This is a genomic window from Pandoraea communis (assembly GCF_902459745.1).
GTDB lineage: Bacteria > Pseudomonadota > Gammaproteobacteria > Burkholderiales > Burkholderiaceae > Pandoraea > Pandoraea communis.
The window spans coordinates 79019-103476 of the sequence record NZ_CABPSJ010000006.1 but is presented as its reverse complement, the minus strand read 5'-3'; the positions used below and the strand labels follow the sequence as shown (position 1 = coordinate 103476).

The 24458-nt window shown below is 64.2% G+C and carries 24 protein-coding genes; 9 read left to right on the top strand and 15 right to left on the bottom strand.

All coding sequences use genetic code 11. From position 1 onward, the window contains the following. Positions 1-25: 25 nt before the first annotated feature. Positions 26-823, top strand: coding sequence for a 3-hydroxybutyrate dehydrogenase (locus tag PCO31110_RS20225; protein WP_036662277.1), 798 nt, complete (start codon positions 26-28; stop codon positions 821-823). 77 nt (positions 824-900) lie between these two features. Next, on the top strand, positions 901-2082 hold the full coding sequence (locus PCO31110_RS20220; RefSeq protein ID WP_010808701.1) for a DUF3734 domain-containing protein: 1182 nt from the start codon (positions 901-903) through the stop codon (positions 2080-2082). 99 nt (positions 2083-2181) lie between these two features. Here PCO31110_RS20220 and PCO31110_RS20215 read toward each other — a convergent pair whose 3' ends face one another. From PCO31110_RS20215 to PCO31110_RS20200, 4 genes are all read right to left on the bottom strand, one after another. Beyond that, positions 2182-3900, bottom strand: a complete 1719-nt coding sequence (locus PCO31110_RS20215) for a chemotaxis protein CheW (protein WP_150691271.1) — start codon at positions 3898-3900, stop codon at positions 2182-2184. Next, complete coding sequence (locus tag PCO31110_RS20210; RefSeq protein ID WP_010808699.1) at positions 3897-4424, bottom strand: chemotaxis protein CheD; 528 nt, start codon at positions 4422-4424, stop codon at positions 3897-3899. The genes PCO31110_RS20215 and PCO31110_RS20210 overlap by 4 nt, the downstream gene beginning before the upstream one ends. Next, positions 4408-5256 carry a CheR family methyltransferase gene (locus PCO31110_RS20205; RefSeq protein ID WP_246189916.1) on the bottom strand — a complete coding sequence of 283 codons (849 nt, stop codon included), beginning with the start codon at positions 5254-5256 and terminating at the stop codon, positions 4408-4410. Before PCO31110_RS20205 ends, PCO31110_RS20210 begins: the two co-directional genes overlap by 17 nt. 118 nt (positions 5257-5374) lie before the next feature. After that, entirely contained in the window at positions 5375-7072 is a 1698-nt protein-coding gene (locus PCO31110_RS20200; protein WP_010808697.1) for a methyl-accepting chemotaxis protein, read from the bottom strand. Between the two features lie 120 nt (positions 7073-7192). On the opposite strand from PCO31110_RS20200, the gene PCO31110_RS20195 reads away from it, so the two are divergent. Next, positions 7193-7465: a hypothetical protein gene (locus tag PCO31110_RS20195; protein ID WP_150691270.1), complete on the top strand. Its 273-nt coding sequence runs from the start codon at positions 7193-7195 to the stop codon at positions 7463-7465. 647 nt (positions 7466-8112) lie between these two features. Here PCO31110_RS20195 and PCO31110_RS20190 read toward each other — a convergent pair. Together PCO31110_RS20190 and PCO31110_RS20185 are read right to left on the bottom strand one after the other, a co-directional pair. Continuing rightward, on the bottom strand, positions 8113-8427 hold the full coding sequence (locus tag PCO31110_RS20190; RefSeq protein ID WP_010808696.1) for a hypothetical protein: 315 nt from the start codon (positions 8425-8427) through the stop codon (positions 8113-8115). A gap of 172 nt (positions 8428-8599) precedes the next feature. Further along, positions 8600-8893 carry a hypothetical protein gene (locus PCO31110_RS20185; protein ID WP_010808695.1) on the bottom strand — a complete coding sequence of 98 codons (294 nt, stop codon included), beginning with the start codon at positions 8891-8893 and terminating at the stop codon, positions 8600-8602. A 115-nt stretch (positions 8894-9008) separates the two neighbouring features. Here PCO31110_RS20185 and PCO31110_RS25760 point away from each other — a divergent pair, with 115 nt between their 5' ends. After that, the gene (locus PCO31110_RS25760; protein WP_168162884.1) at positions 9009-9164 is read left to right on the top strand and encodes a hypothetical protein; all 156 of its coding nucleotides are present in this window, start codon (positions 9009-9011) and stop codon (positions 9162-9164) included. A 38-nt stretch (positions 9165-9202) separates the two neighbouring features. On the opposite strand, the gene PCO31110_RS20180 is transcribed toward PCO31110_RS25760, so the two are convergent. From PCO31110_RS20180 to hemA, 5 genes are all read right to left on the bottom strand, one after another. Continuing rightward, complete coding sequence (locus PCO31110_RS20180; RefSeq protein WP_010808694.1) at positions 9203-9811, bottom strand: UbiX family flavin prenyltransferase; 609 nt, start codon at positions 9809-9811, stop codon at positions 9203-9205. A gap of 10 nt (positions 9812-9821) precedes the next feature. Further along, positions 9822-10136, bottom strand: a complete 315-nt coding sequence (gene grxD, locus PCO31110_RS20175) for a Grx4 family monothiol glutaredoxin (RefSeq protein WP_010808693.1) — start codon at positions 10134-10136, stop codon at positions 9822-9824. A gap of 81 nt (positions 10137-10217) precedes the next feature. Continuing rightward, positions 10218-11084 carry a peptide chain release factor N(5)-glutamine methyltransferase gene (prmC, locus tag PCO31110_RS20170; RefSeq protein WP_010808692.1) on the bottom strand — a complete coding sequence of 289 codons (867 nt, stop codon included), beginning with the start codon at positions 11082-11084 and terminating at the stop codon, positions 10218-10220. Beyond that, positions 11084-12166 carry a peptide chain release factor 1 gene (gene prfA, locus PCO31110_RS20165; RefSeq protein WP_010808691.1) on the bottom strand — a complete coding sequence of 361 codons (1083 nt, stop codon included), beginning with the start codon at positions 12164-12166 and terminating at the stop codon, positions 11084-11086. Before prfA ends, prmC begins: the two co-directional genes overlap by 1 nt. Then, on the bottom strand, positions 12167-13459 hold the full coding sequence (gene hemA / locus PCO31110_RS20160; protein ID WP_010808690.1) for a glutamyl-tRNA reductase: 1293 nt from the start codon (positions 13457-13459) through the stop codon (positions 12167-12169). A gap of 284 nt (positions 13460-13743) precedes the next feature. On the opposite strand from hemA, the gene PCO31110_RS20155 reads away from it, so the two are divergent. The 3 genes from PCO31110_RS20155 (at position 13744) to PCO31110_RS20145 (ending at position 16145) form a co-directional block, all read left to right on the top strand. Continuing rightward, positions 13744-13998, top strand: coding sequence for a GlsB/YeaQ/YmgE family stress response membrane protein (locus tag PCO31110_RS20155; RefSeq protein ID WP_010808689.1), 255 nt, complete (start codon positions 13744-13746; stop codon positions 13996-13998). 20 nt (positions 13999-14018) lie between these two features. Beyond that, positions 14019-14258 carry a GlsB/YeaQ/YmgE family stress response membrane protein gene (locus tag PCO31110_RS20150; RefSeq protein WP_010808688.1) on the top strand — a complete coding sequence of 80 codons (240 nt, stop codon included), beginning with the start codon at positions 14019-14021 and terminating at the stop codon, positions 14256-14258. Positions 14259-14645: 387 nt separating this feature from the next. Continuing rightward, a complete protein-coding gene (locus PCO31110_RS20145; RefSeq protein WP_036662271.1) occupies positions 14646-16145 on the top strand; it encodes an MDR family MFS transporter in 1500 nt (499 codons plus the stop codon). 91 nt (positions 16146-16236) lie between these two features. Here PCO31110_RS20145 and PCO31110_RS20140 read toward each other — a convergent pair whose 3' ends face one another. After that, positions 16237-18675, bottom strand: coding sequence for a penicillin acylase family protein (locus PCO31110_RS20140; RefSeq protein ID WP_150691269.1), 2439 nt, complete (start codon positions 18673-18675; stop codon positions 16237-16239). Positions 18676-18912: 237 nt separating this feature from the next. Between PCO31110_RS20140 and PCO31110_RS20135 the strand changes: the two genes are divergently transcribed. Further along, entirely contained in the window at positions 18913-19362 is a 450-nt protein-coding gene (locus PCO31110_RS20135; RefSeq protein WP_246189914.1) for a GtrA family protein, read from the top strand. 27 nt (positions 19363-19389) lie between these two features. Here PCO31110_RS20135 and PCO31110_RS20130 read toward each other — a convergent pair whose 3' ends face one another. The 3 genes from PCO31110_RS20130 to PCO31110_RS20120 all read right to left on the bottom strand — a co-directional run bounded on the left by PCO31110_RS20130 (position 19390) and on the right by PCO31110_RS20120 (position 23683). Continuing rightward, the gene (locus tag PCO31110_RS20130; RefSeq protein ID WP_150691268.1) at positions 19390-20505 is read right to left on the bottom strand and encodes a glycosyltransferase family 2 protein; all 1116 of its coding nucleotides are present in this window, start codon (positions 20503-20505) and stop codon (positions 19390-19392) included. Positions 20506-20510: 5 nt separating this feature from the next. Next, on the bottom strand, positions 20511-21824 hold the full coding sequence (locus tag PCO31110_RS20125) for a glycosyltransferase family 87 protein (protein ID WP_010808683.1): 1314 nt from the start codon (positions 21822-21824) through the stop codon (positions 20511-20513). Positions 21825-22210: 386 nt separating this feature from the next. Continuing rightward, the gene (locus PCO31110_RS20120) at positions 22211-23683 is read right to left on the bottom strand and encodes an SLC13 family permease (RefSeq protein ID WP_150691267.1); all 1473 of its coding nucleotides are present in this window, start codon (positions 23681-23683) and stop codon (positions 22211-22213) included. Positions 23684-23753: 70 nt separating this feature from the next. Between PCO31110_RS20120 and PCO31110_RS20115 the strand changes: the two genes are divergently transcribed. Continuing rightward, the gene (locus PCO31110_RS20115) at positions 23754-24410 is read left to right on the top strand and encodes a GntR family transcriptional regulator (RefSeq protein WP_150691266.1); all 657 of its coding nucleotides are present in this window, start codon (positions 23754-23756) and stop codon (positions 24408-24410) included. Positions 24411-24458: the final 48 nt, after the last annotated feature.

Below are 24458 nucleotides of genomic sequence, written 5' to 3'. Positions count from 1 at the left end.
ATCTTGACGAATCAGGAGTGTGCAAATGAGCCAGTCAGTGAATCAGTTGAATGGGAAAGTCGCCGTGGTCACCGGTGCGGCCAGTGGCATCGGGAAGGAAATCGCACTCACGCTCGCGCGCGCCGGCGCGGCCGTGGCGATTGCCGATCTGAACCAGCAGGGGGCCGACGCCGTGGCCGAAGAGATCAAGGCGGCCGGCGGCCGCGCCATCGGCGTGGCGATGGACGTGACCAGCGAAGAGGCGGTGAACAGCGGCATCGACAAGGTGGCCGCCACCTTCGGTTCGGTCGACATCCTGATCTCGAACGCGGGCATCCAGATCGTCAATCCCATCGAGAGCTACGCGTTTTCCGACTGGAAGAAGATGCAGGCCATTCACGTGGACGGTGCATTCCTCACCACCAAGGCGGCGCTCAAGCACATGTACAAGGACGACCGGGGCGGCATCGTCATCTACATGGGCTCGGTGCACTCGCATGAGGCGTCGCCGCTGAAGTCGGCCTATGTGGCGGCCAAGCACGCCTTGCTGGGACTCGCCCGCGTGCTCGCCAAGGAAGGCGCGAAGCATAACGTGCGCTCGCACGTCATCTGCCCGGGCTTCGTGCGCACGCCGCTCGTCGACAAGCAGATTCCGGAGCAGGCCAAGGAACTGGGCATTTCGGAAGACGAGGTCGTCAAGAAGGTCATGCTCGGCGGCACGGTCGACGGCGTGTTCACCACGGTCGACGACGTTGCGCAAACCGCGCTTTTCCTCGCCACCTTCCCGACAGCCGCGTTCACGGGCCAGTCGTTCGTGGTGAGCCACGGCTGGTTCATGCAGTAAGCCGCAGGTTTCACCCGCGCCGGCCGTCTCGTGCCGGCGCTGCCCCCAAGTCAGCAGCAAGTCTCAGGAGAACGGTCATGACGGCCAATCCGCCGACAGTCCCCAAACGCGCCATCGATCTGCCGCCTTACGAGACGGTTGCACTCGTCTTGCAGGGCGGCGGGGCACTCGGGGCTTATCAGGCGGGCGTGTATGCCGGATTGTTCGAAGCCGGCATTGCACCCAACTGGGTCGCGGGTATTTCCATCGGCGCACTCAATACTGCCGTCATTGCGGGCAATGCGCCGGAGCGTCGCGTGGCGCAGCTCGAGGCGTTCTGGCGCGCGATCTGCGAGCCCGCCGTATTCCCGCCACTACCGGCACCGCTCGAAGCGGCCATCCTCAATGGCCCCGAGTCGGGGCGCATTGCCTACAGTGCATGGCAGGCGTGGCGCGCCATGGTCGAAGGTCAGAAGGGCTTTTTCACGCCGCGTTGGCCACAACCGCTGCCCACCGCCATGGGCGATCCGGCGCATGCGAGCTACTACGACACGTCGGCGTTGCGCAGTACGCTGGAGCGCTTCGTCGACTTCGACCGTATCAATTCGCGCGAGATTCGGGTGTCCGTGGGCGCCGTCAACGTGCACACGGGCAACTTCGTCTATTTCGACAACACACGCGAAGTGCTGCGTGTGGAGCACTTCATGGCGTCCGGTGCGTTGCCGCCGGGGTTCCCCGCCGTGGAGATCGACGGCCAATATTTCTGGGACGGCGGCCTCGTGTCGAACACGCCGCTCTCGGAAGTGCTCGGCACGTCGCCGCGTCGCGACACGCTGGTGTTTCAGGTCGATTTATGGAGTGCACGCGGGCCGCTGCCCGACAATCTGAACGATGTCGCCGACCGGCAGAAAGACATCCAGTTCTCGAGCCGCACGCGTCTCGTGACCGACAATCTCCAACGTGCGCAGCACTATCGTCGCGTGTTGCGCGAAGTCCTGGAACGAGTGCCTGCGGAGGTGCGTGCGCGCGATCCGTGGTGCCACGCGGCGGAAGAAATCGCTTGCAGCAAACGCTATAACGTCATCCAACTGATCTATCGCAACAAGGAATACGAGGGGCACTACAAGGACTATCAGTTCGGACTCTCCACCATGCTCGATCACTGGGCGAGCGGTCTCGATGACGTGCGGCGTACGCTTGTGCATCCTGAGTGGCTGGCGATGCCCAACGGCGCCTCGGGCTTCATTACGCACGACATTCATCGTCACGAAGTCGTCTGACGCCGCCCGCGTTCTCATCCCCCTCGTACGATCCCTGCGGCCAGCGCTTGCCTCGTGCCCGCACCATGCTGAACACGTCTGCCAAGGCATTGCCGTCGTCTACTGTGCGAGCGCTGCCTCCAGCCGCGACTTGAGCGGTTGCAGATCGAGCAGCATGGCCGTGCGCTGGGCGCCGTCTGCCGCTGGCAACTCGACGGCTTCGCGCATGTCGTTGCGCATTTCGTGCGTGGCCCGGCCGAGCAGCATGGCGGGCATCGGCAGCTTGTCGGCTTCGTCCAGTGTGACGATGTTCTCGATGGCGTCGACGAGCAGCCCGAATTTGTCCCTGCCGTGTTCGATGACGAGAATCTTGCGCGCTTGGGCATCGTCTTGCGGCGGCATGCCGTACAGCGCCCGCAGATCGACGATGGTGACCAACTCGCGTCGCAGATTGAGCATGCCGCGCACGAACGGCGGCGCGCCTGGGGCGGGCATCACGTCCGGCGAGTCGTGGATGATCTCGCGCAATTGGTCCAGCCGCACCGCCAGCATGTGCTGCAATCGGAACGATACGTAAGCGTGGCGCGTACCGCGCGACGATTTCGCGCCGGTGCCGCTCCAGGCCGAATCGCCCGCTTTGGCGCGCGGCGCGTTGTCTGTCTCCCGATACAGTTCGCGGTGCCCGTGAGTAAGTTCGAGCACCTGTGAGTGCGTGAAGAGCTGGTCGGCGTTGAGCAGCATGATATCGTCTGCATCTGCCTGTTCGTGCACGATGCAGCCTGAGAAAAGCTGCGCGTGCGAGGCGCTGAAAGACGGCATGGCGAGCAATTCGTCGGCGAAGGACGTCACGATGCTGTCTACGGCATCCACCAGCAAACCGAAGTGCACATGTTCCTGTTTGACGATCAGAATCCGGCGCGGGTCCGACGCCGTGCCCGCGATGCCGGCCTCCGGGCGGCTCGCATGCAGCCCGAGGAACTGAGCGAAGTCGATGACCGGTACGACCGTGCCGCGCAGATTGAGCATACCAACGCAAAACACACCGGCGAGCGCCGACTTCTGTAATTCGGGAATGCGGATGATTTCGCGAATCGCGCCCATCGGCAACGCGAGGCGTGAGTGTTCGACCGTGAACGACACGCACTGCAATCGCTGGCGTTGCTGGCGGCGCTGCGGCGCGGCGAGCGCCTGACGCGCAAGCAACTGCGGCATGTTCTCGATATGGACGAGCGCACCCGGCGCGAGGATCTGGAGAATGCGCTCGCCGCCGTCGAGTTTGATTGCCCCCGAGATCACCTGCGGCGCGGTGTGAGACGGGGCGTACTCGAACCTGGTGCGTTGCGAGGCGCGCACGCGAAGGATCTCGCTCGTCGCGTCGAACAGCAGCCCTACGCGCACGCCGTCGACGTCGACAACGGCAATCTTCCCGTTCACGGGCAAGTTTCCGGTCGATGCCTCCGGCGCGATGGCGAGCAACGGCTTCAGATCGACGATGGGAATGAGGGTGCCGCGCAAGTTGAAGAGGCCGAGTAAAAACGGCGGCGAGAGCGGTACGGGTGTCACGCGCTCTGGGTAGTTCACCACTTCCTGCAATGGGGCGATGGGCAGCGCGAACTCGACGTCGCCCAGATGAAACGAGCCGAAGACTTCGATGTCGTCCGGGTTAGCGTGACGAGGCGCGGACGGTGCGCCGTAATCCGCACTACGGTTGCCTCCGCCGTCGACACCGTGCCCGAAGCCTGCATATCCCCGATAGGGCGACGCCGTGGGCGGCAGCACGGTCGTGCCCGCGATGGCGTCGTGACGCAGCAAAGGAAATTCCGGCGTGCGCGCATTCATGATTCCCGTCCCACGAGTCGAAGCGAGGGGCGACGCGGCACCGCAGCGCCCCCGTTGGCGCCGATCGTGCGCACATAGAACGTGTGATGCGCACAGTCGATGGTGAGTTGCCGTCCGATCTCGCCGCCAACCTCGACATGCACGATCGGAATACCGGTCTCGGCAATCAACGCCTGCGCCATGTTGGCGTTGGCGACGCCGATCAGCCCGTGCCGGGCGGCCGGCTGGTGCGGCATCATGTTGCCGCCGCCCGCGATCACGGCTTCGATCTCGCAGCGGCGTGCGCCGTCGGCCTTCATCAACGCAAGCAGCGAAGGCACCGCTTGCGTGACGTACTTCGCACCGATGACGAGTGTTGGATTCGGCGCTTCCGGTAACAGGCAGTGGGCAAGTCCATATAGCCCGCGCGCGCGCCACATCAGACCGATGCCCACACACGAGCCCAGGGTGGCGCGCAGCACGTCTTCGCCGCGCCCGATGCGCACCTCGCCCATCAACACTTGAATGTCATGCGACGGCCCCATTTGACGCTCCCTGATTCCGGTAAATGAGCGGTTGCTCAAACCGATAGCCGGTCGAGAGCCGCGCAAGCGACTCGGATTCACCGACAATCAGCACGCCTTCGGGGGCAAGCGTGCGGCGTACGTTCTCGAGAACACGTTCCTGATCGGCCGTTTCGAAATAGATGAGCACATTGCGCAGCATCACGAGATCGAACGCCTCACGACGCGCCATGCGCTGGTACAGGTTGTGTTCGGCAAATGTCATGTGCGAACGTAATTCCGCAACCACGGTGAAGCCGCCGGCATTCGGGCGGAAGTATTTCGCCAGCATTGGCGGGCGTTGCTGTTTCAGTCCGTCGACGCTGCGTCCGGCGTAGTTGCCGGCCATCGCCGCCGCCAGCACCTGACTCGAAATGTCTGTGGCGTGAATCTGATACTGAAAGCCGGTGTGCCGTGCGCGAAATTCCTCGCAGAGCATCGCGGCAGAGTACGGCTCCTCGCCGGAAGCGGCGGCGGCCGACCACATCCGGAAGGGGCGCCCGGGATTGGACGCGTGCCAACGCGGCAGGTAATGCGCAGAGAAATAGTCCCAGACGCGCGGCGTGCGAAAGAACGTGGTCTCGTTCGTCGTGACCAGATTCACGAAGTTGCGCACTTCATCGGGCGTGTTTTCGAGCAGCGAGAGATAGTCGCGGTAGCAGCGCAGCGAGAGCGTGCGCAGGCGAGGGCGCAGCCGTCCCTGCAACATCGTCCACTTCTTCTCGTTCATCGAGATGCCGGTGTACCGGTGAACGGCACGCAGAAGTGCCAACTGGGTACCGGGATCGGCCTCGGCTTCGATTTCCATTGCCATATGGGCCCTCTTGGCGGACGGTTGATCCGGCTCTGTGCGCTCGGCCGGTCAGAACCGGAAGATGCTGGGGGGGGGGGGCGGCTGGGGCGCAAGCCCCGAGGTCACCGCCAGATCGTGCTTACACCTTGAATCGCGATACGGTGAGGTCGAGTTCCTCCGCGCCCTGATTGAGGCCGGTCGTTGCCTGCGCGATTGTCTCGCACGCGCCGGCGGACTTTTCCGTTTCTTCCGCGACGTGCTGAATGGCGAGGCTCACTTCGCGTGCGGCGACGAGTTGCTCTTCGGCCGCGCACGAGATCTCGGAGATCGCCTGCGTGGTGCGTGACACGCCGCCCACGATCTTCTCGAACGCCTCACCCGCCTGCCGTGATACTTCGCTACCCTGGGCCACACGTTTGGTCGACTCGTTGATGAGTTTGGAAATCTCCTTCGTGGCTTGCGAGGAGCGCTCGGCAAGCTTGCGCACTTCGTCGGCCACTACCGAGAAGCCGAGTCCGTGCTCACCCGCACGAGCGGCCTCGATGGCCGCATTGAAGGCGAGCAGGTTGGTCTGCCCGGCGATCTCGCCGATCACCTTCACGATCTCGCTGATGTCTTCCGACGACTTGTTGATCAGTTCCATGGCCTCGACCGAGCGTGCGATGGCGCGTGCGCCGGTTTCGGCTTCCTGCTGAGTCGCTTTGGCGAGTTGATCGGCGCCCTTGGTGTTGTCGGCAATCGAGTTGATCGACGCCGTCAGTTCTTCGATGGACGCGTTCATCTCTTCGACCGTCGCACCGAGCGCCTGCGCACCCGTGGCCACGGTATTGGCGCGCTCGGCAATATCGCGCGACGCGCCCGAGAACTCGCCCGCCGAATTGACCACCTTGCCGATCACGCCGCGCAAATCGTCCATCATGTGGCGAATGCCGCCGGCCAACTGATCGATCGGTTCGGTGCCCGAGACGGCGATGTCTCCGGTCAGATCGCCCGCTGCCGCACGATTGACCGTGTCGAGCAACAGCGCGACCTTGCGCTGGTCGTCTTCGGCGCGACGCTTGACGCTTGCCTCCAGTTCGACCTGCTGTGTGATGTCGGTGGCGAACTTCACCACTTTGTAGGGGCGTGCGTTCGCATTGAGAATCGGGTTGTACGTCGCCTGAATCCAGATTTCACGGCCGCCGCGCCCGATGCGTTTGTAGCGTCCGGCGTCGAACTCGCCGCGATTGAGCTTTGCCCAGAAGTCGTGATACGTCTGCGAGGCGGCATACTCCGGCTCGCAAAACAGACGGTGGTGCTTGCCGCGAATTTCGTCGAGCGAGTAGCCCAGTGTCTTCAGGAAGTTGTCGTTGGCCGTGATGACGGCGCCGTCGAGATCGAACTCGATGACCGCCTGCGCGAGGTCCATCGCGCGCACCTTGCCTTCGAATTCGGCCTGACGTCCCCGGTCGGCGGTGACGTCGGTGGCGAACTTGATGACCTTATAGGGCACGCCGTTGGTGTCGAATACCGGGTTGTACGACGCGCGAATCCATACCTCGCGGCCGCCTTTGCCGATGCGCTTGTATTCGCCGGCGTCGAACTCGCCGCGACCGAGTTTGGACCAGAATTCGAGATACGCGCCAGACGCCGCGTAATCGCTCGCACAGAACATGCGGTGGTGCTGGCCCTGAATTTCATCGAGCCGGTAGCCGAGTGTCCGCAGGAAATTCTCGTTGGCATGCAGGACGCGGCCCTGCAAGTCGAATTCGATGACGGCCTGCACGCGATTGAGCGCGGCGCTGACCGCTTGTAGTTCCTGCTGCTCCATTTGGAATTCAGGCGTGGCGATTTCCATGACCTTCTCCCCTTATAGGCTAGCCCCCGGCGCGTGTCGTGCGGCCGTCACGAAAGGGATGCTGCGCGAGTTCAATCATGGGTGCGCAGTCCTCTATAGACCCGATTACGACAGCGCAAAATGCAACTTGAGATCAGTGCCTACCCGCATGTTGTTTTTGCATCGAAACGTAAAAATGCTTCGAAAGCCGCGTCAAATAAGGATTTAAAGATAGAGGAATGGCACGTGAAGTCGACGCTGTTATTGCGTCAATACATTTCAAACACGCAAATGAAGCGCGCAATTGGTGTGTGCCTGCGCGGGAGCGGTGCAGGACATTGGCGCGATCCGTTGACGGGAACGCTCGGCACAGCAGATCGGAACTGCGGGAAAAAGACCTCCCCCCGCGTCTGAAACGAGGGGAGGCTTGACGCAAAGTCGCACGCTTCGGGGCAGTTGAAAGGGCGACACCTGTCGCCACGCAATCCCCATGCCAGACCGGTTGATCGCCGAAAACCCTTGTCGTTGTTGACTTCCTGCGACTCTGGCCGGTGCGACGTCACGGCCGCGTTCGCCGGATGTAACGTAACAAAGTGCGACACATTTCCGATTTGGCAACCTTCGCTTACACGACTTACAGACGCGTGATGGGCTTCCTGTAGGCGCAACGATATAAAGAAAGCGAACGGATTCACGTTCCACTTTCAGGAGTCAGATCATGAAGCTCGTCGTTGCTGCGCTACTTGCCGTCACGCTTGCAGGGTGTGTGGTTGTCCCGGCCCGGCCGTATTACGGCGGTTATTATGGGCATCCGTGCTGCTATCGGTATTAATGTGTGAACAGCGTTTTGGGGCGTAAAGTCGTAAAGGCGTGAAGGCCGGATAGAGAAAGTGGCGATGAAATTGCATCGTCCTAATAGGGGGCGAGAGAGCAAGGAAGCAAGGAAGCGAAGCATTTTCAAAACGCGATAAAAAAGCCCCGCAGGTTTTACCTTGCGGGGCTTTTTCATCGGTTGCCGCGAACCTGTGTCACTGTCGGGACGGCGTTCGCGGTGAACGGACTCAATGGCGGTGATGCCAGTCGCGACGATCGTAATAGCGGCGATCCCAGTCGCGGTCGTGACGCCAATGCCCCGGCGGCGGGCCACGCCAATATTGAGGTCGCGGTGCGTAGACTACCGGCGGCGGCGCCATGACCATCGGCGCTGGAGCAGCATAGACCGGCGGCGGTGCGTAGACCGGGCCGGGCGCCACGATGGCCGGCCCCGGAATGCCGATGTTCACCGAGACGTCGGTGCGTGCGAACGCATTGCTTGAAATGAGTACCGCTGCGGTTGTCGTGATGGCCGCAGCAGCGGCCCGGTATTGACCCTTCATCCGTTCTCCTTGTTTGCCTGCCGGTGCGCATTGTCCGGACGCGCACTGACGCGCGATTCGTGGTCCCGATTTTACGGAGCACACGTACCGGCCTGTGCTACGGCGGCACTACATATGTAACAAGGCGTAAGGAATCCTGCGATGGCGTTCGCAGGCGAGGCGCGGCGGCGACTCAGCGTCGTTCGTGATCTCGCGGGGCGAGAAAACTCGCGGGACGACGTCCGCGCCGTGCCGAAGTTGTGAAGTACGACGGGCGCCGCAAGTCCTGCGTCTCGTTCGGCGAGCGCCAGTAGGGGGTGCGCGGGGTGCCGAGCAGGTCTCCCGGGCGATGTGGCGACAGCGTCGGCATCGACGCGGGCCATGCCACCTGACGCCAGCGGGCGCCAGCCGGCACGACGAGTACCAGCATGACGAAAACGAGCGTCACGACGGCGTAGACGACAACAGGCGAGAGGGCGGTCTCCATGACAAACTCCGGTCGCGAACATGTCACACCACGGGGAATGCGGCTTGGCACGCAAAGTGTGGCGTTTTCACTATAGTCCATGCGGGTCTTGCTGGCACTCGGTTGGAGACTACGCATGTTGCGGGTCTACACGACAGACGCCGTTTTCCGAATGCCCCCGCCATGCTGCGCGGCGGCCACGCTGGCGTCAACCGCGACTTCGCAGTCGGCGGCCGGGCAGTGGCAAGGCGCGCTCGACACGTTGCAGCGCTGGGTCGACGGCGTGAAGTGAGCGGCCGCATGAGGGCGCTCAGCCGGCTCGCTGCGGACTCAGGCTTCGGTGTCCTTGCCAAGGCCGTCCCAACTCATGGAGATGGGCGGCGCAATGCCGAACAGGTCGATCACCCGCGCGACCGTGTCGTCGACCATCGCATCGAGCGATTCCGGGCGGTTGTAGAACGCAGGCAGAGGCGGATAGACGATGCCGCCCATTTCGGTGACAGCGGTCATATTGCGCAGGTGCGCAAGATTGAAGGGCGTTTCGCGCACCATCAGCACAAGGCGGCGGCGCTCCTTCAGGGTGACGTCGGCGGCGCGGGCGATCAGGTTGTCCGAGAGCCCGTGCGCGACGCTCGCGAGCGTTCTCATCGAGCAGGGGGCGACGATCATGCCCGCCGTCGCGAACGAGCCGCTGGCGATGTTCGCGCCGATCTCGCGCACGCTGTGGTACTGATCGGCCAGCGCCTGCACGTCGGCACGCTCCAGCCCGAGTTCGTGACGCAGGGTCAGCCAGGCTGCGCTCGACACGATCAGATGCGTCTCGACGCCACCCATGGCGCGCAGCCGTTCAAGCAAGCGTACGCCGTAGATTGCACCGGTCGCGCCGGTCATGGCAACGATCAGACGCGCGGGCTGCGGCGCTCCCGTCGACACTGTCATCGAGACGGTGCTACGCGAGGTCGGCGAGAACCTGCTTGAGTTCGCCGCTCTGGTACATCTCCATCATGATGTCCGAGCCGCCGACGAATTCGCCGCCGATATAGAGCTGGGGAATGGTCGGCCAGTTGGCGAATTCCTTCACGCCCTGGCGGATTTCTTCGTCTTGCAGTACGTCCACCGTGAACAGATTGTCGACGCCGCAGGCCTTCAGGATCTGCACGGCGCGGCCCGAGAAGCCACACATCGGGAATTGCGCGTTGCCCTTCATGAAGAGCACGACGGGATGTTCGGTGACGATTTGCTGGATACGTTGCTGGGTGGTCATGGTGAAAAAGCCCGTGGGGATGCCGGAAATTCGGCGTATCCGGCATTTTAGCGGTTTTCGGCTTCGCCTGTCGGCACGCGCTCAGACGCGCCGGCCACCTGTGGTGCGCTCGATGCCCGCCAGATCGCGTTCGGAGAAAACGTCGGCAAAGCCCGCCGCCTGGCAAAGTTCGCGTACGTCGGCGGCTTGATGGTAACCATGCTCGCACAGCAGCCAGCTATCCGGCAGCAGGCGCGAGGGCGCCCCGGCCACGATCGTGCGCAAAGCGGCGAGGCCGTCTGCGTGATCGGTCAGGGCGTCGACCGGCTCGAAGCGCAGATCGCCTTGCGAGAGATGTTCGTCCCCCGACACGATATACGGCGGATTCGAGACGATGATGTCGAACGGTGCAGCGTTGCCGGGCAATGCCGCGTACCAGTCGCTCGCGACGAACGCAACGCGCTCGTCCAGACCGAGTCGCCGCGCGTTTTCACGGGCAACGTCGAGCGCGTCGGCTGAGCGGTCGAGCGCAGTGACCTGAGCGTCGGGCCGGCTGTGGGCAATGGCCAGCGCAATCGCACCGCTGCCGGTACCCAGATCGAGCACGCGCGGTGCCGTGCGAGCTTCCAGACGCGCAAGCGCCAGCTCCACGAGCAATTCGGTTTCCGGCCGGGGAATGAGGACGGAAGGGCTAACCGTCAGTGTCAGGCCGAAGAATTCCCGCGCACCTGTCAGATAGGCGATGGGCTCGCCCGCCACGCGACGCGCATGCAGCGCGCGATAGACGGCGAGCGTCTCGGGCGCAAGCGGCTCGCGGTCGCGGGTAATCAGTTGCGTGCGGGGCCAGCCGAGCACATGCGAGAGCAGGATGCGCGACTCCGGCAGTGGCAGCCCCGGTTCGCGCAGCAACGACGCGACGGTGCAGACCGTGGCGTCCGCGTGCGGCGCGGCGCCGGCATCGGGCGTCATCAGGCGGCCTCGCCCAGCGACGCCAGCAGTTCGGCCTGATGCTCGGTGACGAGGGCATTGATCATCTCGTCGAGATCGCCGTCCATGATGTACTCGAGCTTGTAGAGCGTAAGGTTGATGCGATGGTCCGTCATCCGCCCCTGCGGGAAGTTGTACGTGCGAATGCGCTCCGAGCGGTCGCCCGAGCCGATCAGGCTCTTGCGTGTGGCGGCTTCCTTGGCTTGCTGGGCACGCATTTGACTGTCCTTGATGCGCGCGGCCAGCACCTTGAGCGCCTTGTCTTTGTTGCGATGCTGCGAGCGGTCGTCCTGACACTCGACGACGATGCCCGTCGGCAAATGCGTGATACGCACCGCCGAGTCCGTCTTGTTGACGTGCTGCCCGCCAGCCCCCGACGCGCGGAACGTGTCGATGCGAATGTCGGCCGGGTTGATTTCGACGTCGGCGACATCGTCGGCTTCCGGCATTACCGCCACCGTGCAGGCAGACGTGTGAATGCGGCCCTGTGTTTCCGTGGCCGGCACGCGTTGTACGCGATGACCGCCCGATTCGAACTTGAGACGGGAATATGCGCCCTGGCCGATCAGCCGCACGATCACTTCCTTGTAGCCGCCCAGATCCGATTCGCTCGCCGAAACGATCTCGGCCTGCCAGCGCTGGCGTTCCGCGTAACGTGTGTACATGCGCAGCAGATCGCCGGCGAACAGCGCCGACTCATCGCCGCCGGTGCCCGCACGGATTTCCAGATAGATGTTGCGGTCGTCGTTCGGGTCGCGCGGCAGCAGCATGCGTTGCAGCGTGCCTTCCATGTCGTCCATGCGAGCGCGGGCATTCGCGGCTTCGTCTTCCGCGAACTCGCGCATCTCCGGGTCGGCCGCCATCTCTTGCGCCGCCGCGACATCGTCCTGGGCGTCGCGGTACTGGCGATATTGCTCGACGACCGGCGCCAGCTCGGCGTGTTCGCGCGTGAGCTTGCGGTAGTTGTCCAGATCGCGCGTGACATCGCTCTGGCTCAATAGCCCATCAAGCTCGACCAGACGTTGCGTCAACTGGTCGAGCTTGGCTTGCATGCTCGCTTTCATCTATTTTTCGGCGTTTCCCGAGGTGCGGAACAGTTCGGGAATGAGGTGAATGATTTGCTCGCGCGAATCGCCGCGCGCCGTGTTCAGCGCGTGGGTCGGGCCGTGCAGGAATTTCTTGGTGAGGGACTGGGACAGGGCTTCGAGCACGGCGGCGGGATCGTCGCCACGCGCGAGCATGCGCTGGGCACGCTCGAGTTCAGTCAGGCGCATGGCCTCTGCCGAGCCGTGAATGTCGCGGATGACCGGCACGACGCTGCGGGCGTCGAGCCATTGCATGAAGTTCTGGACGCGCGTCTCGATAATCGCCTCGGCCTGCGCGACCGCTGCCTGACGCAGTGCATTGCCTTCGCGCACGACCGCACCGAGATCGTCGACGGTGTACAGGAAGACGTCGGCCAGACGGCCGACTTCCGGTTCGATGTCGCGCGGCACGGCCAGATCGACCATGAACATCGGCTTGTGCTTGCGGGCCTTGATGGCGCGCTCGACCGCGCCGAGTCCGATCAGCGGCAAGGTGCTCGCCGTGCACGACACGACGATGTCGAACTCATGCAGACGCTGCGGCAACTCCGACAGACGGATGGCCGTGCCGCCCAGACGCTCGGCGAGTTTTTCGCCGCGCTCGGCAGTCCGGTTGGCGATGAACAGTGCTTTCGGGTTCTGCGCGGCGAAGTGCGTGGCGCACAGCTCGATCATCTCGCCTGCACCGATGAACAGCACCTTCTGCGTGTCGATACTCTCGAAAATGCGCTGGGCGAGCCGTACCGCTGCGGCGGCCATCGACACCGAATGCGCACCGATCTCGGTCTGGCCGCGAACTTCCTTGGCGACCGCGAACGTGCGCTGGAAAAGCTGGTTCAGATACGTGCCCAGTGCGCCAGCTTCGGCGGCTGTGCGCACGGCATCCTTCAACTGACCGAGGATCTGTGTCTCACCGAGCACCATCGAGTCGAGCCCGCTCGCCACGCGAAAGGCGTGACGCACGGCGTCGGACTGGGGAAGGGCATACAGGTGAGGGGCGAGGTCGCCCGCCGGGATATTGTGAAACTCGGCCAGCCAGTGCACCGCGCGCTCGCGCGCGGCGGTATCGTCGGTGACGCAGTAGATCTCGGTGCGATTGCACGTCGACAGAATGGCTGCCTCGGGGGCGCTCAATTTGCCACTATCGCTACCGGTCCACAGGCTTTTGAGGCCCGCCAGCGCCGGCTCGATTCGCTCGAACGGAAACGCCACCCGTTCGCGCAGCGAGACGGGCGCCGTGTGATGGTTCAGGCCGAGAGCGAGCAGTTGCATGATGTGGGGGGATCTGATAGCCCCCAATTATAGCGCGTCGACGCGATGCCCGTTTCGGTGGCGCCGCATGTCCCGCGCGGTGGAACAGCGTATGCCATCATCGCGCAGCCGTCCGATTTTGACAAATAGGCATCCCTTATATCCCATATAGCGCGGACCACCACCATCGTATTTGTTGATATATCAGGCGGCTGCCACGGCCGGCGGGGCGGTTGGTGGCGATTGTCGAAACGGCCGGTTTCGAGGCTATACTGCCATCGGGTTCCCGTCCTTGGAGACACGTCATGGGCATTATCGGCACCATCGTCGTCGGTCTGATTGTCGGCCTCATCGCACGCGCCCTGCATCCTGGGCGGGATAGCATGGGCATCATCATGACCATCATCCTCGGCATTGCCGGCGCGCTGTTTGCCCGCTATGCCGGACAGTTCCTCCACCTCTACACCGAAGGGCAGTCGGCCGGCTGGATCGCCTCCATCATCGGTGCGATCGTGCTGCTGGTGATTTACGGCACCATCAAGCGCAGCCGCGCGGCCTGACGCCACACACGAGACAGATCATGGACATTGTGGTGCTCTTGCTGGTGGGACTCGTGGCGGGTTGGCTCGCCGGGATGGTGGTCGGCGGCGGCTTCGGTCTTGTCGGCGACATGGTCGTCGGTGTGATCGGCGCGTTCGTCGGTGCGTGGCTGCTGCGGCATCTGGGCATTGCCGTGGGATACGGCACGCTCGGGCGAATTATCACCGCCACTGTCGGCGCCATCGTACTGCTCGCGTTGTTGCGCTTAGTGCGACGATAGGCCGCACAAGCGCGCCGAAAATCGGGACGCTCGATGTCGCGCCGTGGCAACGGCGGAATGTCGGACGCGCGTCGCGCGGGGGTCTTTTCGTCGTCCAAAACCTTCTAAAACCTGTCTCGAAGAAAGGTCTTTTGCGAGGTGCCAAGCCCCATGGCGTAAGGGTTGGCGGCGCAAGGGCTGATGGCGCCGTGAGTGCCGTACGCGTTTTTCCACGTTCGGCTATGCTTGTCGCCATCGCCAGACCCAAGTCGTCTTGACTACGCATGCGGCATTGCCGCCACGTTCGATCCCCGTCTTCCGTCCTCTGGCGTGGCTGCTGCACCTGACAGGGGTGCGACGGCACTCATCGCAAGTTGGTGCGCTCGATTCCCCACACTAAAAGAACACATGTCTGCGACACGCCATTCCATGCGGCCATTCATCGTGGCATCCGTCATGGCAGCGACCTCCATGGTTGCCATCGAGGCCACGATCATTTCGACGGCCATGCCGCAAATCGTCGCCCAGCTCGGCGGCCTGAATCTGTATAGCTGGGTCTTCTCCGCTTTCCTGCTCGCGCAGACCGCCATGACCGTGGTGTTCGGCAAGCTGGCCGATCTCTATGGCCGCAAGCCGGTCATCCTCGTGGGGATCGCCGTCTTCCTGGTGGCCTCGCTCGGCGGCGGGCTGGCGTGGTCCATGCCCGCGATGATCGCGTTTCGTCTGTTGCAGGGCATGGGCGCCGCGTGCATTCAGCCGGTCAGCCTGACCATCATCGCCGACTACTATCCGATCAGCGAGCGCGGCAAGGTGCAGGGCTATCTGGCGAGCGTGTGGGCTATCTCGGCCGTGCTCGGCCCGATGCTCGGCGGCATCATCATCCGCGATCTGTCGTGGGCGTGGATCTTCTGGATCAACATCCCCATCGGTCTGCTGGCGGCGGCGGGTTTCATCGCGTATCTGCACGAAGACGCCCCGCGTCAGCGCCCGAGCATCGACATACTCGGCGCCGTGTGCTTCACGATTGCCGTGGCGGCGCTTATGATCGCGCTCACCGATGCCAACGCCTTCTCGGACACGCATGTCTGGGCCGGAGTGCTCGCGTGCGCCATCGCGTCGCTGCTGTTCGTCTGGCAGGAACGCCGCGCCAAAGACCCGATGATCTCGTTCGCGCTGTGGAGCCGTCGTCCGATTGCGGCGGCCAATGCGGCGACGCTGCTCTCGGGCATGGTGCTCATGGGGTTGACAACCTTCCTGCCGATGTACGCGCAGGGCGTGCTGCGTCAGACCCCGGTCGTGGCGGGCATGGCGCTCACGATGATCATGGTGGGCTGGCCGATTGGCGCGACGCTCGCCGCCAAGACGTTCACGCGTTTCGGCCTGCGCCGCATTCTCGTGGGCGGCAGCTTGCTGATGCCGGTCGGCGGGATCGTTTTCGCGTTGCTGGGGCCGAGCAGTTCGCCGCTGCTCGCCGGGTTCGGCTCGTTACTCATGGGCTTCTCGATGGGCACGGGCAGCGTGAGTGCGCTCGTGCTGATTCAGGAACTGGTCGACCCGTCGCAGCGTGGCAGCGCCACGGCGTCGAACATCTTCTCGCGCAATCTCGGCAGCACGTTGGGCGCGACGCTCTTCGGCGCCGTGCTCAACTTCGGGCTGACGCACTCGAGCGACGTGGGCGTCGTCACGTCCGATCAGTTGCGTCACGTGCTGGAAGACCGGGGCGTGTCGACGGTGGCCGATCAGGCGATTCGCGCGGTGCTGCAACATTCGCTGCACCTCACATTCCTGTCGATCCTGGCGATTTCGATCGGTGTCGTGCTGCTGCTGCTGCTGGTACCGACCAACGCGGTGGACCGCTCGCGCGACGCCAAGCGTGAGAAGCCGGAATTCGTGCCGGGCGGTCACTGATCAAAGTATCCGTGCTCGCGACATGAAAAACGGCCGGTGGGCGTCTCCCATCGGCCGTTTTGACGTCTTCGATACTGGATCTAACGATGGCTCAACGTGACCCCTCCGGCACCAGATGCAGACGCGACTCGGTGTCCGCCTCGACTGCCGCACGCGAGTACGGCAGCTTGAAGTACTCGCCGTCGAGCCACTTCTGTGCCAGATCGCGATAGTGCGGGCTGTCCGGGTTGCCCGACTCGCCCGGCAGATTCATCGCGCGCGTGTTGTCCCAGTTGCCCACATCGACCACGATCCGGAACGACGGGCCGTTCGTTTGCCGGAAGTCGCTCACTCGATAGGTCGACTGGTTCGGCGTGAAAGGACTGCCGCCTTTGGGCAGCGGGCCGACGTTGAGTTTGGCGCGCATATCGGCGTCTACGGCGTCGGCGAGCGGGTGGGCGTTCAGATTCGTCTGGAGCTTGCCCCACTGCCATGCGCCGGGATCGCTGCCTTGCAGCTTGACCATCTCGCCCCACGCTTCGCCCAGACTCGTGAGCAACACGGCGTCACGCTTCGCGTTGGCGTTCTCGCCGAAGCGTGCGGCGGGTTGTTCGAGGGCGACGAGCATGGCGGCCGGGTCGGGCGCGCCGAAACTCTCGGCGGCGGCCTTGGGCAGCACCGCGTTCTTGTAGGCACGGCCCAGATGGCGGCTGAACCAGACTTCCTCGAGCGCGGCCTGGGCGGAGTCCGCCTGCATGTCGGCCTTCCAGCCCTTGAGCAACTTGAGTGCGGCGTCAGTTTGCGGGTCGTCGCTCGAGAGCGGGGCGAGCAGCGCCATGAGACGCCGCGCCGGAATCGACACGATGTCGTTTTGCAGCCGCTCCGAGTCCTCGATCGAGACTTTGTCTTTCGCCTTGAGCACCTCGTCGATGCGAGCATGCCGTGAGCCGTTGGTCCATTCGAAGCCGAGCTTGCGCTCGGCGTACGGATAGCCGGCCGGCAGGTTCATCTCATTGGACGTCGTGAAATAGCCGGCCGCCGGGTTATACGCCGACGGCAATTGATCGCCCCGCCAGAAGCCGGCCCATTCGTAACGACCGTCGCCCGGTACGGGCATCAGGCCGTCCCAGTTGGGACGGATCGGGGCCATGCCGCTGGGCACCCAGCCGATATTGCCGGCCGTATCCGCATAGACCTGATTGACGGTCGGCGCGCCCCACGTATTGAGCGCCGTCTGAAACTCGGCATAGGTTTTCGCGCGCATGTAGCGCATGGCGTCGAAGTAGGGCGACATGCCCGGCTCCAGCCACGCCGTGCGCACGGCGTACGCGCGATGCTTGTCTGCGTCGACGTAGATCACCGGCCCATGCTTCGTGAACTTGAGATTGGTCTGCACCGGGGTGCCGTCGCGCACCTCGATGGTCTCGTGCACGGTGCGCATCGGCACCCACTTGCCGCGATAACGATACTGATCGGGGTTGGCGGGGTTCAACGCGTAGACGTACAGATCTTCCTGATCGATGTTGAAGATCGTGAGACCGAAAGCGATGGTGCCGTTGTGGCCGATCGCCACGCCGGGAATGGCCGGCTCACCCGCGCCAATCAGATTGAGCGTGGGCGTGCTCACCTGCACGATGTAGCGCAGGCTCGGCGCGGCATAGGCGCGATGCGGGTCGTTCGCCATGATGGCGCGGCCCGTGGCCGACTTTTGCGGCGAGATCACCCAGTTGTTGCTGCCTTCGGCCGATTCGGTCGAGACGTCGTACGGGCCGTTGTCCGCGAGTTGCACGATATCGGCGTCAGCCTGTTGCAGGGAGTCCTTAGTGATCTTCACGCCTTGCGTGGCGAGATCGAAGACCTTCAGCAGATCGTCGGGCAGGCACGGATCGAGACCGTCGGGCACTTGCGTTTTCCACGTCGGTTGCAGGCCCACGCGCACACCGTCGGCGTCGAGCGAGGCGCGGCATACGACCTTGGCGCGGGCGACTTCGCTCTTCAGATTCCGTGTCAGACCGTGGCTGCGAATGCGCACGATGTCCTCAGCCGACCACTTCGCCGGCCAATAGCCGACCTTGCGGAACTCGTACGGCATTTGGTCGGGGTGCGAGGCGAGCCAGCCGATATAGGCGTTCACGCCTGCGGCGAACGCCTCGGCGGCGGGTTTCGCGTCGGGGCCGTAGCGGCGCCACTCGGTGGCCATGTCGCCCCGGTAGACGAAGCGGCGTGCGGCGTCGTCCTGAGCGACGTAGGCGCGCCCGAACACTTCGGATAACTGGCCGAGTCCGCGGCGCCGCCACAGGTCGATCTGGAACAGCCGGTCGCGTGCGGCGTTGAAGCCCTGCACGAAGAAGCCGTCGCGCTCGTTGGCGGCGAAGATATGCGGCACGCCGTTATGATCGATCAGGATGTCGGCCGGTTGCGACAGACCGGCGACGGTAAGTGTTTGCGATGGCGTAGCCGCCGCACCATCGGCGGCATGCAGGGACGCGCTCCACGTCGTGACGGCAAAGGCCAGCACACTGGCGGCGTGGACGGCATTGGGGCGTTGCATTGTCTTCCTCCTGTTCTTGTTTGGGGGCTTGATGCCGTGGAGTACCACGCAATCCTAGACGCATCGCACAGACGTGCAACCTATATTCCGGGAAATGGAATAAATTCCTAATCGTCGAGCCGTGGCGAGACACTGTGCCGAGACGGCATGGCCAACCACTGCACATGCCGGTGGGTGTGCCCGTATCGCCAAGCGAACCCGCCATCGCTTTCGTCGGTCACTTCTGGGACTACGTCAATGCCGGATACGCGTCAGACGTCTTCAACCGAACCCGCCCCCCCTGGGCCGCGCTGGCGCGCGTCGCCGCACATGCGCACGCTGGTCGTACCGCTCATGCGCTTCGGGGTCTCGGGGGTGATTTCGACGGCCGTGCACGTGATCGTGGCGGTCACGCTCATCGAAGCTTTCGGGGCGGGGCCGGTGCTGGCGAATGCCGTGGCGTTCTGCACGGCGACCCCCTGTTCCTATCTGCTCAATACCCTGTGGAGCTTCTCCGCGCGGGTGCATCGCACGAGTCTCACGCGTTTCGTGCCGGTGGCGATCTTCGGGCTGTTACTCACGACGGTCGTCGCGCGCACGGTGGAGCATCTTGGCGGTAATCACTGGGCGGGCATCGCTGCCGTCGTACTGATTGTGCCGCCGACCACATTCTTGCTGCATCGCTACTGGACGTATCGGCACGCGTGAGCCATATCTGACGCGCTTGCCGTTGCCTCAACGCACGACGAAACGGTGGGCGCGCGAGGCAAGCGACTTGCCGCCACCGGCTTGCGCCCGGAGCGTCTTTCGCGCGGACGGCAGCCGAGCCCCAAAGGCATGCGACGGTGCGCGCGAGGGCAAATGGCTCACCTTGACGCTGGACTGGTAGCGACGCCGCACCAGATACAGCGGACGCCCCTTCGACTCGTAGTAGATTCGTCCGACGTACTCGCCGATGACGCCGATGCCGACAAGCTGGATGCCGCCGAGGAACAGAATGCCGACGAGCAGCGAGGCATAGCCGGGCACGTCGATGCCGCGGATGAGGGTGCGCAGCACGATATAGCTGCCGTACGTGAGCGAGACGAGGGCGAGCGACACGCCGATATACGTCCAGCAACGCAGTGGCACGGTGCTGAAGCTGGTGATGCCTTCGAGCGCGAAATTCCACAGCCGCCAGCCCGAGAACTTCGATTCGCCCGCACTGCGCGTCTCGCGCACGTACTCCACGATTTCGGTGTGGAATCCGACCCACGCGAACAATCCCTTCATGAAGCGGCGGCGTTCGGGCAGCCGTTTGAGCGCGCTCACCACACGCCGGTCGATCAGACGGAAGTCGCCGACGTTCTCGGGCAGCTTCACTTCCGAGAGACGGTTGTGTACACGGTAATAGAGGCCTGCGGCCACCCTTTTGGCGAAGCTGTCGCTCGCGCGGTTCGTGCGTTTGGCCAGCACGACTTCGGCACCGTTGCGCCAGCGCTCGATCATCACGGGGATGAGGGCGGGCGGATCTTGCAGGTCGGCATCGATGGGGATGACGGCGTCGCCCTGCGCTTCGTCGATGCCAGCGCTCAGGGCCGCTTCCTTGCCGAAGTTGCGGGTGAAGTCGATCACACGGATGCGTGCGTCGGCCCGGCGCAACGCGAGCAGAGCGTTCAGCGTGTCGTCGGTGCTGCCGTCGTTCACGCACACGATCTCGAAGCGCACACCGGTCACGCCGTCGAGCACGGAGGCCACGGCGCGGTAGAACTTGTCGAGTGCCGGCGCTTCGTTGTGACAAGGCACGACGAGCGAGACGAGCGGCGGGCGCTGCGCAGACGGCCAATGGCGGGTATCGACGGCGCGGGGCATGGTGATTACCTCGTGAGCGCGGGCGCGGTGACGGGCGAGCGGCGACGGGGGATGACGCTGCCGGGGGTGTCCGGGGTATCCGGCACATCGGATACGTCGGGGACATGCGCGAGGCGGCGACGGCGGCGCCACAACAGCACGAGCGTTGCCAGCGTGATGAACGGCATGAACTGGAAGCCGATGTATTGCACGACGAGCAGGCCGTATATCGGCGTGAGCCATAACACGACCAGCCATTCGCGCTCGCCGCGCAGCCACCCGCGCGCGATGCCGTCGCGCACATACCAGGCGATGACGAGCGAGAGAATCGTGAGGTCGTAGTCGTAGAGATAGGGGCTCACGAGCGTGGTCGAGCAAACCAGCATGGCCGCGCGCAACGCAAATGGGCTCGGACGCCGCCAGAAGTCGATCATGGCCGCCACGGCGCAAAGTGCCACCGCGGCGTGAATGACGGCTGCAACCAGGGGCGGTGCACCCAGCATGCGCGCCGTGACGAAGAATGTCGGCACGCGGATGATCTGTGCGGTGCCGTCGACGATGCTTTGCTGCGCGAATACCGTTGCGTGCAGGAACGTCGGATAGGCATCGGGGCCGAAGACCGCAGCGGCAAGCGCCGTTGTCGCGATGACAGTCACAACGCAGGCGGCCAGCGCGCGCCATTGGCGGGCGCAGAGAAAGGCCAGCGGGAAGAGCAGGGCGATGTGCGGTTTGACGAAGAGCAGCCCGGTGAGAATGCCCGCCCACACCGGCCGTTTGCGTAGCATGACGAGCGCGAAGCCCGCGAGCGCGGTGACGTAGAGCGAGATCTGTCCTGCCAGGATCACCAGCAGTACGCCGGGAAAGCCGACGGTGGCCAGGCGCGCATCGCGCCACGGGGCGGTGCGTCGCAGGGCTGCGTAATACAGACCGAAGCCGACGCAGGCATACACCGTGTAGGCGTAGGTGAATGGGAGCAGCGCGATCGGCGCGAGCAGAAGCATGACGAAGGGCGGATAAAGCCAGGGCATGACGCCGCCCAATTTCTCGGCCCACGGTTGCTCGGCAATCTGCGCGCGGGTCATCAGTTCGATGTTGTAGGCGTCGAGCGGATGCCCGTGCAACACGAAATGCGAAGCCCCCCAGAACGGCAGGAAGTCGAGGCCGACCGGGCCGACCTTCGGTGTCGGCAGGAACGAGTGCTGATACCACCAGGCGAAGCTCACGGCGATGGCGAAGAGCAGACCGGCGCCGCTGTAGAGCCGAATGCGTGCGCGGTCGTCGGACCAGTGCCGGCGCTCGCGGGGCGCCGCTTCAACGACGGTCGACGGCTTCGATGTCATGCATGAACCTCCCCTTGGCTGCATGAAAACGGCGATGTTCGACTACGACGACTGCATGGGGTGACGCGGGTAGCTTCTTGTTTTGTCTTATGCGCGATTGTCGCGGGTCGTGCACGGCGATCTCAAGCAGGGCATTCCCTGTATGGCGCGCCGTGCTGCCTTATGCGCAGGGCGCGCAAGGGCGATTGCTTCGAACCGCGAGGCATTCTCCGGCGCTGCGCGCACGATTCCATAGTAGACGAGACGGTCTCCGAAAGGATCGAGACAAGTCGCTTCGGTGCTCGTTTGCCCCAATTCCCCCGACGGATGTGGCAAACCGGCGTTTGAAGGGGAAATTCCAGTCAAGGGATCGGGCGATGGACTGCAGTCCGTCGCGCGCCACCGCTTCAGTGAAGACGCAGCAGACCGATGAGTTGCCACCAGAGCGCGGTCAGCGGGACGACCGTCACCAGCGCGATGAGCGCGCTCGCCACACAGTAGCGGGTGGCGTCGCGAATGCCGATGCCGGCCAGCGCCATGGCCAACACGAGCGGTGGCGCCTGATAAGGCAGTGCGATGGTAGAGATGCCGACGGTCTGCGTCAGCAAGACCGCCTTCACACCGAGCGGCGCGCCGAGTGCGAGTACCGGCACCAGGGGGGTGTAGAGCGCGGGAGCGGCGTTCGAGGTAACGAGGAACGTCAGCGCCACCGATAGCGCGACGAGCACCAGATAGGCCGACGCGCCCGACATCTGCGCCAGATCGAGCCGGGACAGCACCGGGCGCAGCGCATCGGCGAGTCCGGCGTGATCGACGGCGGCCGTCAACCCGATGATGGCGGCGACGAACCACAGTGGGGCGAGCTTCACCTGTTTCAGAAACGCATCGGGGTTCACCAGTCGCAACGGTCCGAGGCACAGCAGCGCCACGCCGAGTCCGACCCACCCGGCGGCGATGTGATGCCACGGCTCCGTCAGCCAAAGGCCGAGCATCAGCGCCAGCGCGGCGAGCAGGCGCCACTCGGCGGGGCGCATCGCCGTGGGGACGTTATTCACGTTATCGACGTTATCGAGCTTCGTGGCTTCGGCGAGGGGCGTCAGCCGGTCGGGAAAGAGCCGCATCGCCACGGCCACCAGCACCACACCGCGCACGAGGGCGAGCACGGGCACTAGCGCAATCGCGTACTCGCCATATCCGAGTCGCAGACCGAGCACGGTCTCGGCGGTGCCGGCCATCACGAGGTTGGGCAGGTTGGCGGGAAGAATGGCCGTCGACAATTCGCAACTGGCCAGCGCGGTCGCCAGCAGAAGTCCGGTGCGGCCAGGGCGGCCGCGCGTCAGTCCGATGCGTTCACAGAAACTCAGCACGATAGGCGTGAGGATGGCGATGCGACCGAGCGTCGACGGCATCACGATGCCGAGGACGAAAGCGATGGTGACGAAGCCCGCGAGCGCGATGCCGTAGGCATGACCGCAATGATCTGCGAGCCGCGACGCGACGCGCTCACCAAGCCCTGTGACACCGAGTGCCATGCCGATGACGGCGCCGCTGAAAACCAGCCAGAACGCGCTCGACGTAAAGCCCGAGAACACCACGCTCGCGCCAAGCGACGTACAGGTGGCGAGCAGGAACATCAATGCGAGCGATACGAGGAAATCCGGTAACCAGCCGGTCGCCCAGTAGCCGAGGCAGAACAGAACGATCACCGCCACGGCAAGCGTGTCGCCACGCAAGCCAGCGGCGTATAAGCCGAGACCGGCGGCAGCGCTGATCCCGGCGAGCAGAGCGTGACGCCAAAGGTGGCGCGGCGCGAAGGTGTCGGCAGCCGTTGCCGTCGCGACGGGCGCGCGAGCGGACGAGGAGGGGTTGACCGTAGGCATGGACGTCACCAGTCGTTAAATAATATATAATTCTAAATGATTATATATAGTTAACTGGGGGAGACAGTCAATGCGCCAGGAATCGGGCACGGGCACGGCGGTGGAGCGCACATATGAAACGCTGCGCGAGCAGATCGGCCGTGGCGAGTTGAAGCCGGGTGAGGCCTTGCGTCAAGACCATCTGGCGGCGGCGCTGGGCGTGAGTCACGTGCCGGTGCGCGAGGCGTTGACGATGCTGGCGGCGGATGGGCTGGCGGTGAGCCGGGTCAATCGTGGCACGGTGGTGGCGGCGCTCACGGTGGAGGATGCGCTGGAACTGGCGGATTTTCGCGCGCTGCTGGAGGGGCGGATGATGGCGCTGGCGATGCCGAATCTGTCGCGCGCGGATCTCGCACGGGCGCGGGCGGCACTCGACGCGTTGGAGGCGGCGACCGACCTTGCGGACATGGTGACCCGCAACGCGGCGTTTCACGCCATGCTGTACGCGAAGGCGGAGCGTCCATACTTCCAGCGCGCCGTGGCGACGGCACGGCTCAACCTCGGACGCTATCTGTTCCTCACATGGCAGAAGGTGGGCAACGCGCAGCGCTCGCACGAGGAGCATCGTGAGTTGCTGCGCTTGTGCGAGGCGGGCGACGACGCCGGCGCCGTGGCGCTGGTACAAGCCCACAATCGCGCGACGGGCGAGCAGATCGCCACGATCATTCGAGAAGGATGGGCGGCCTGAATCGTGGATCGCGAGGAACCCGCCATGGCGGGTTCCTCGCCCGATTCG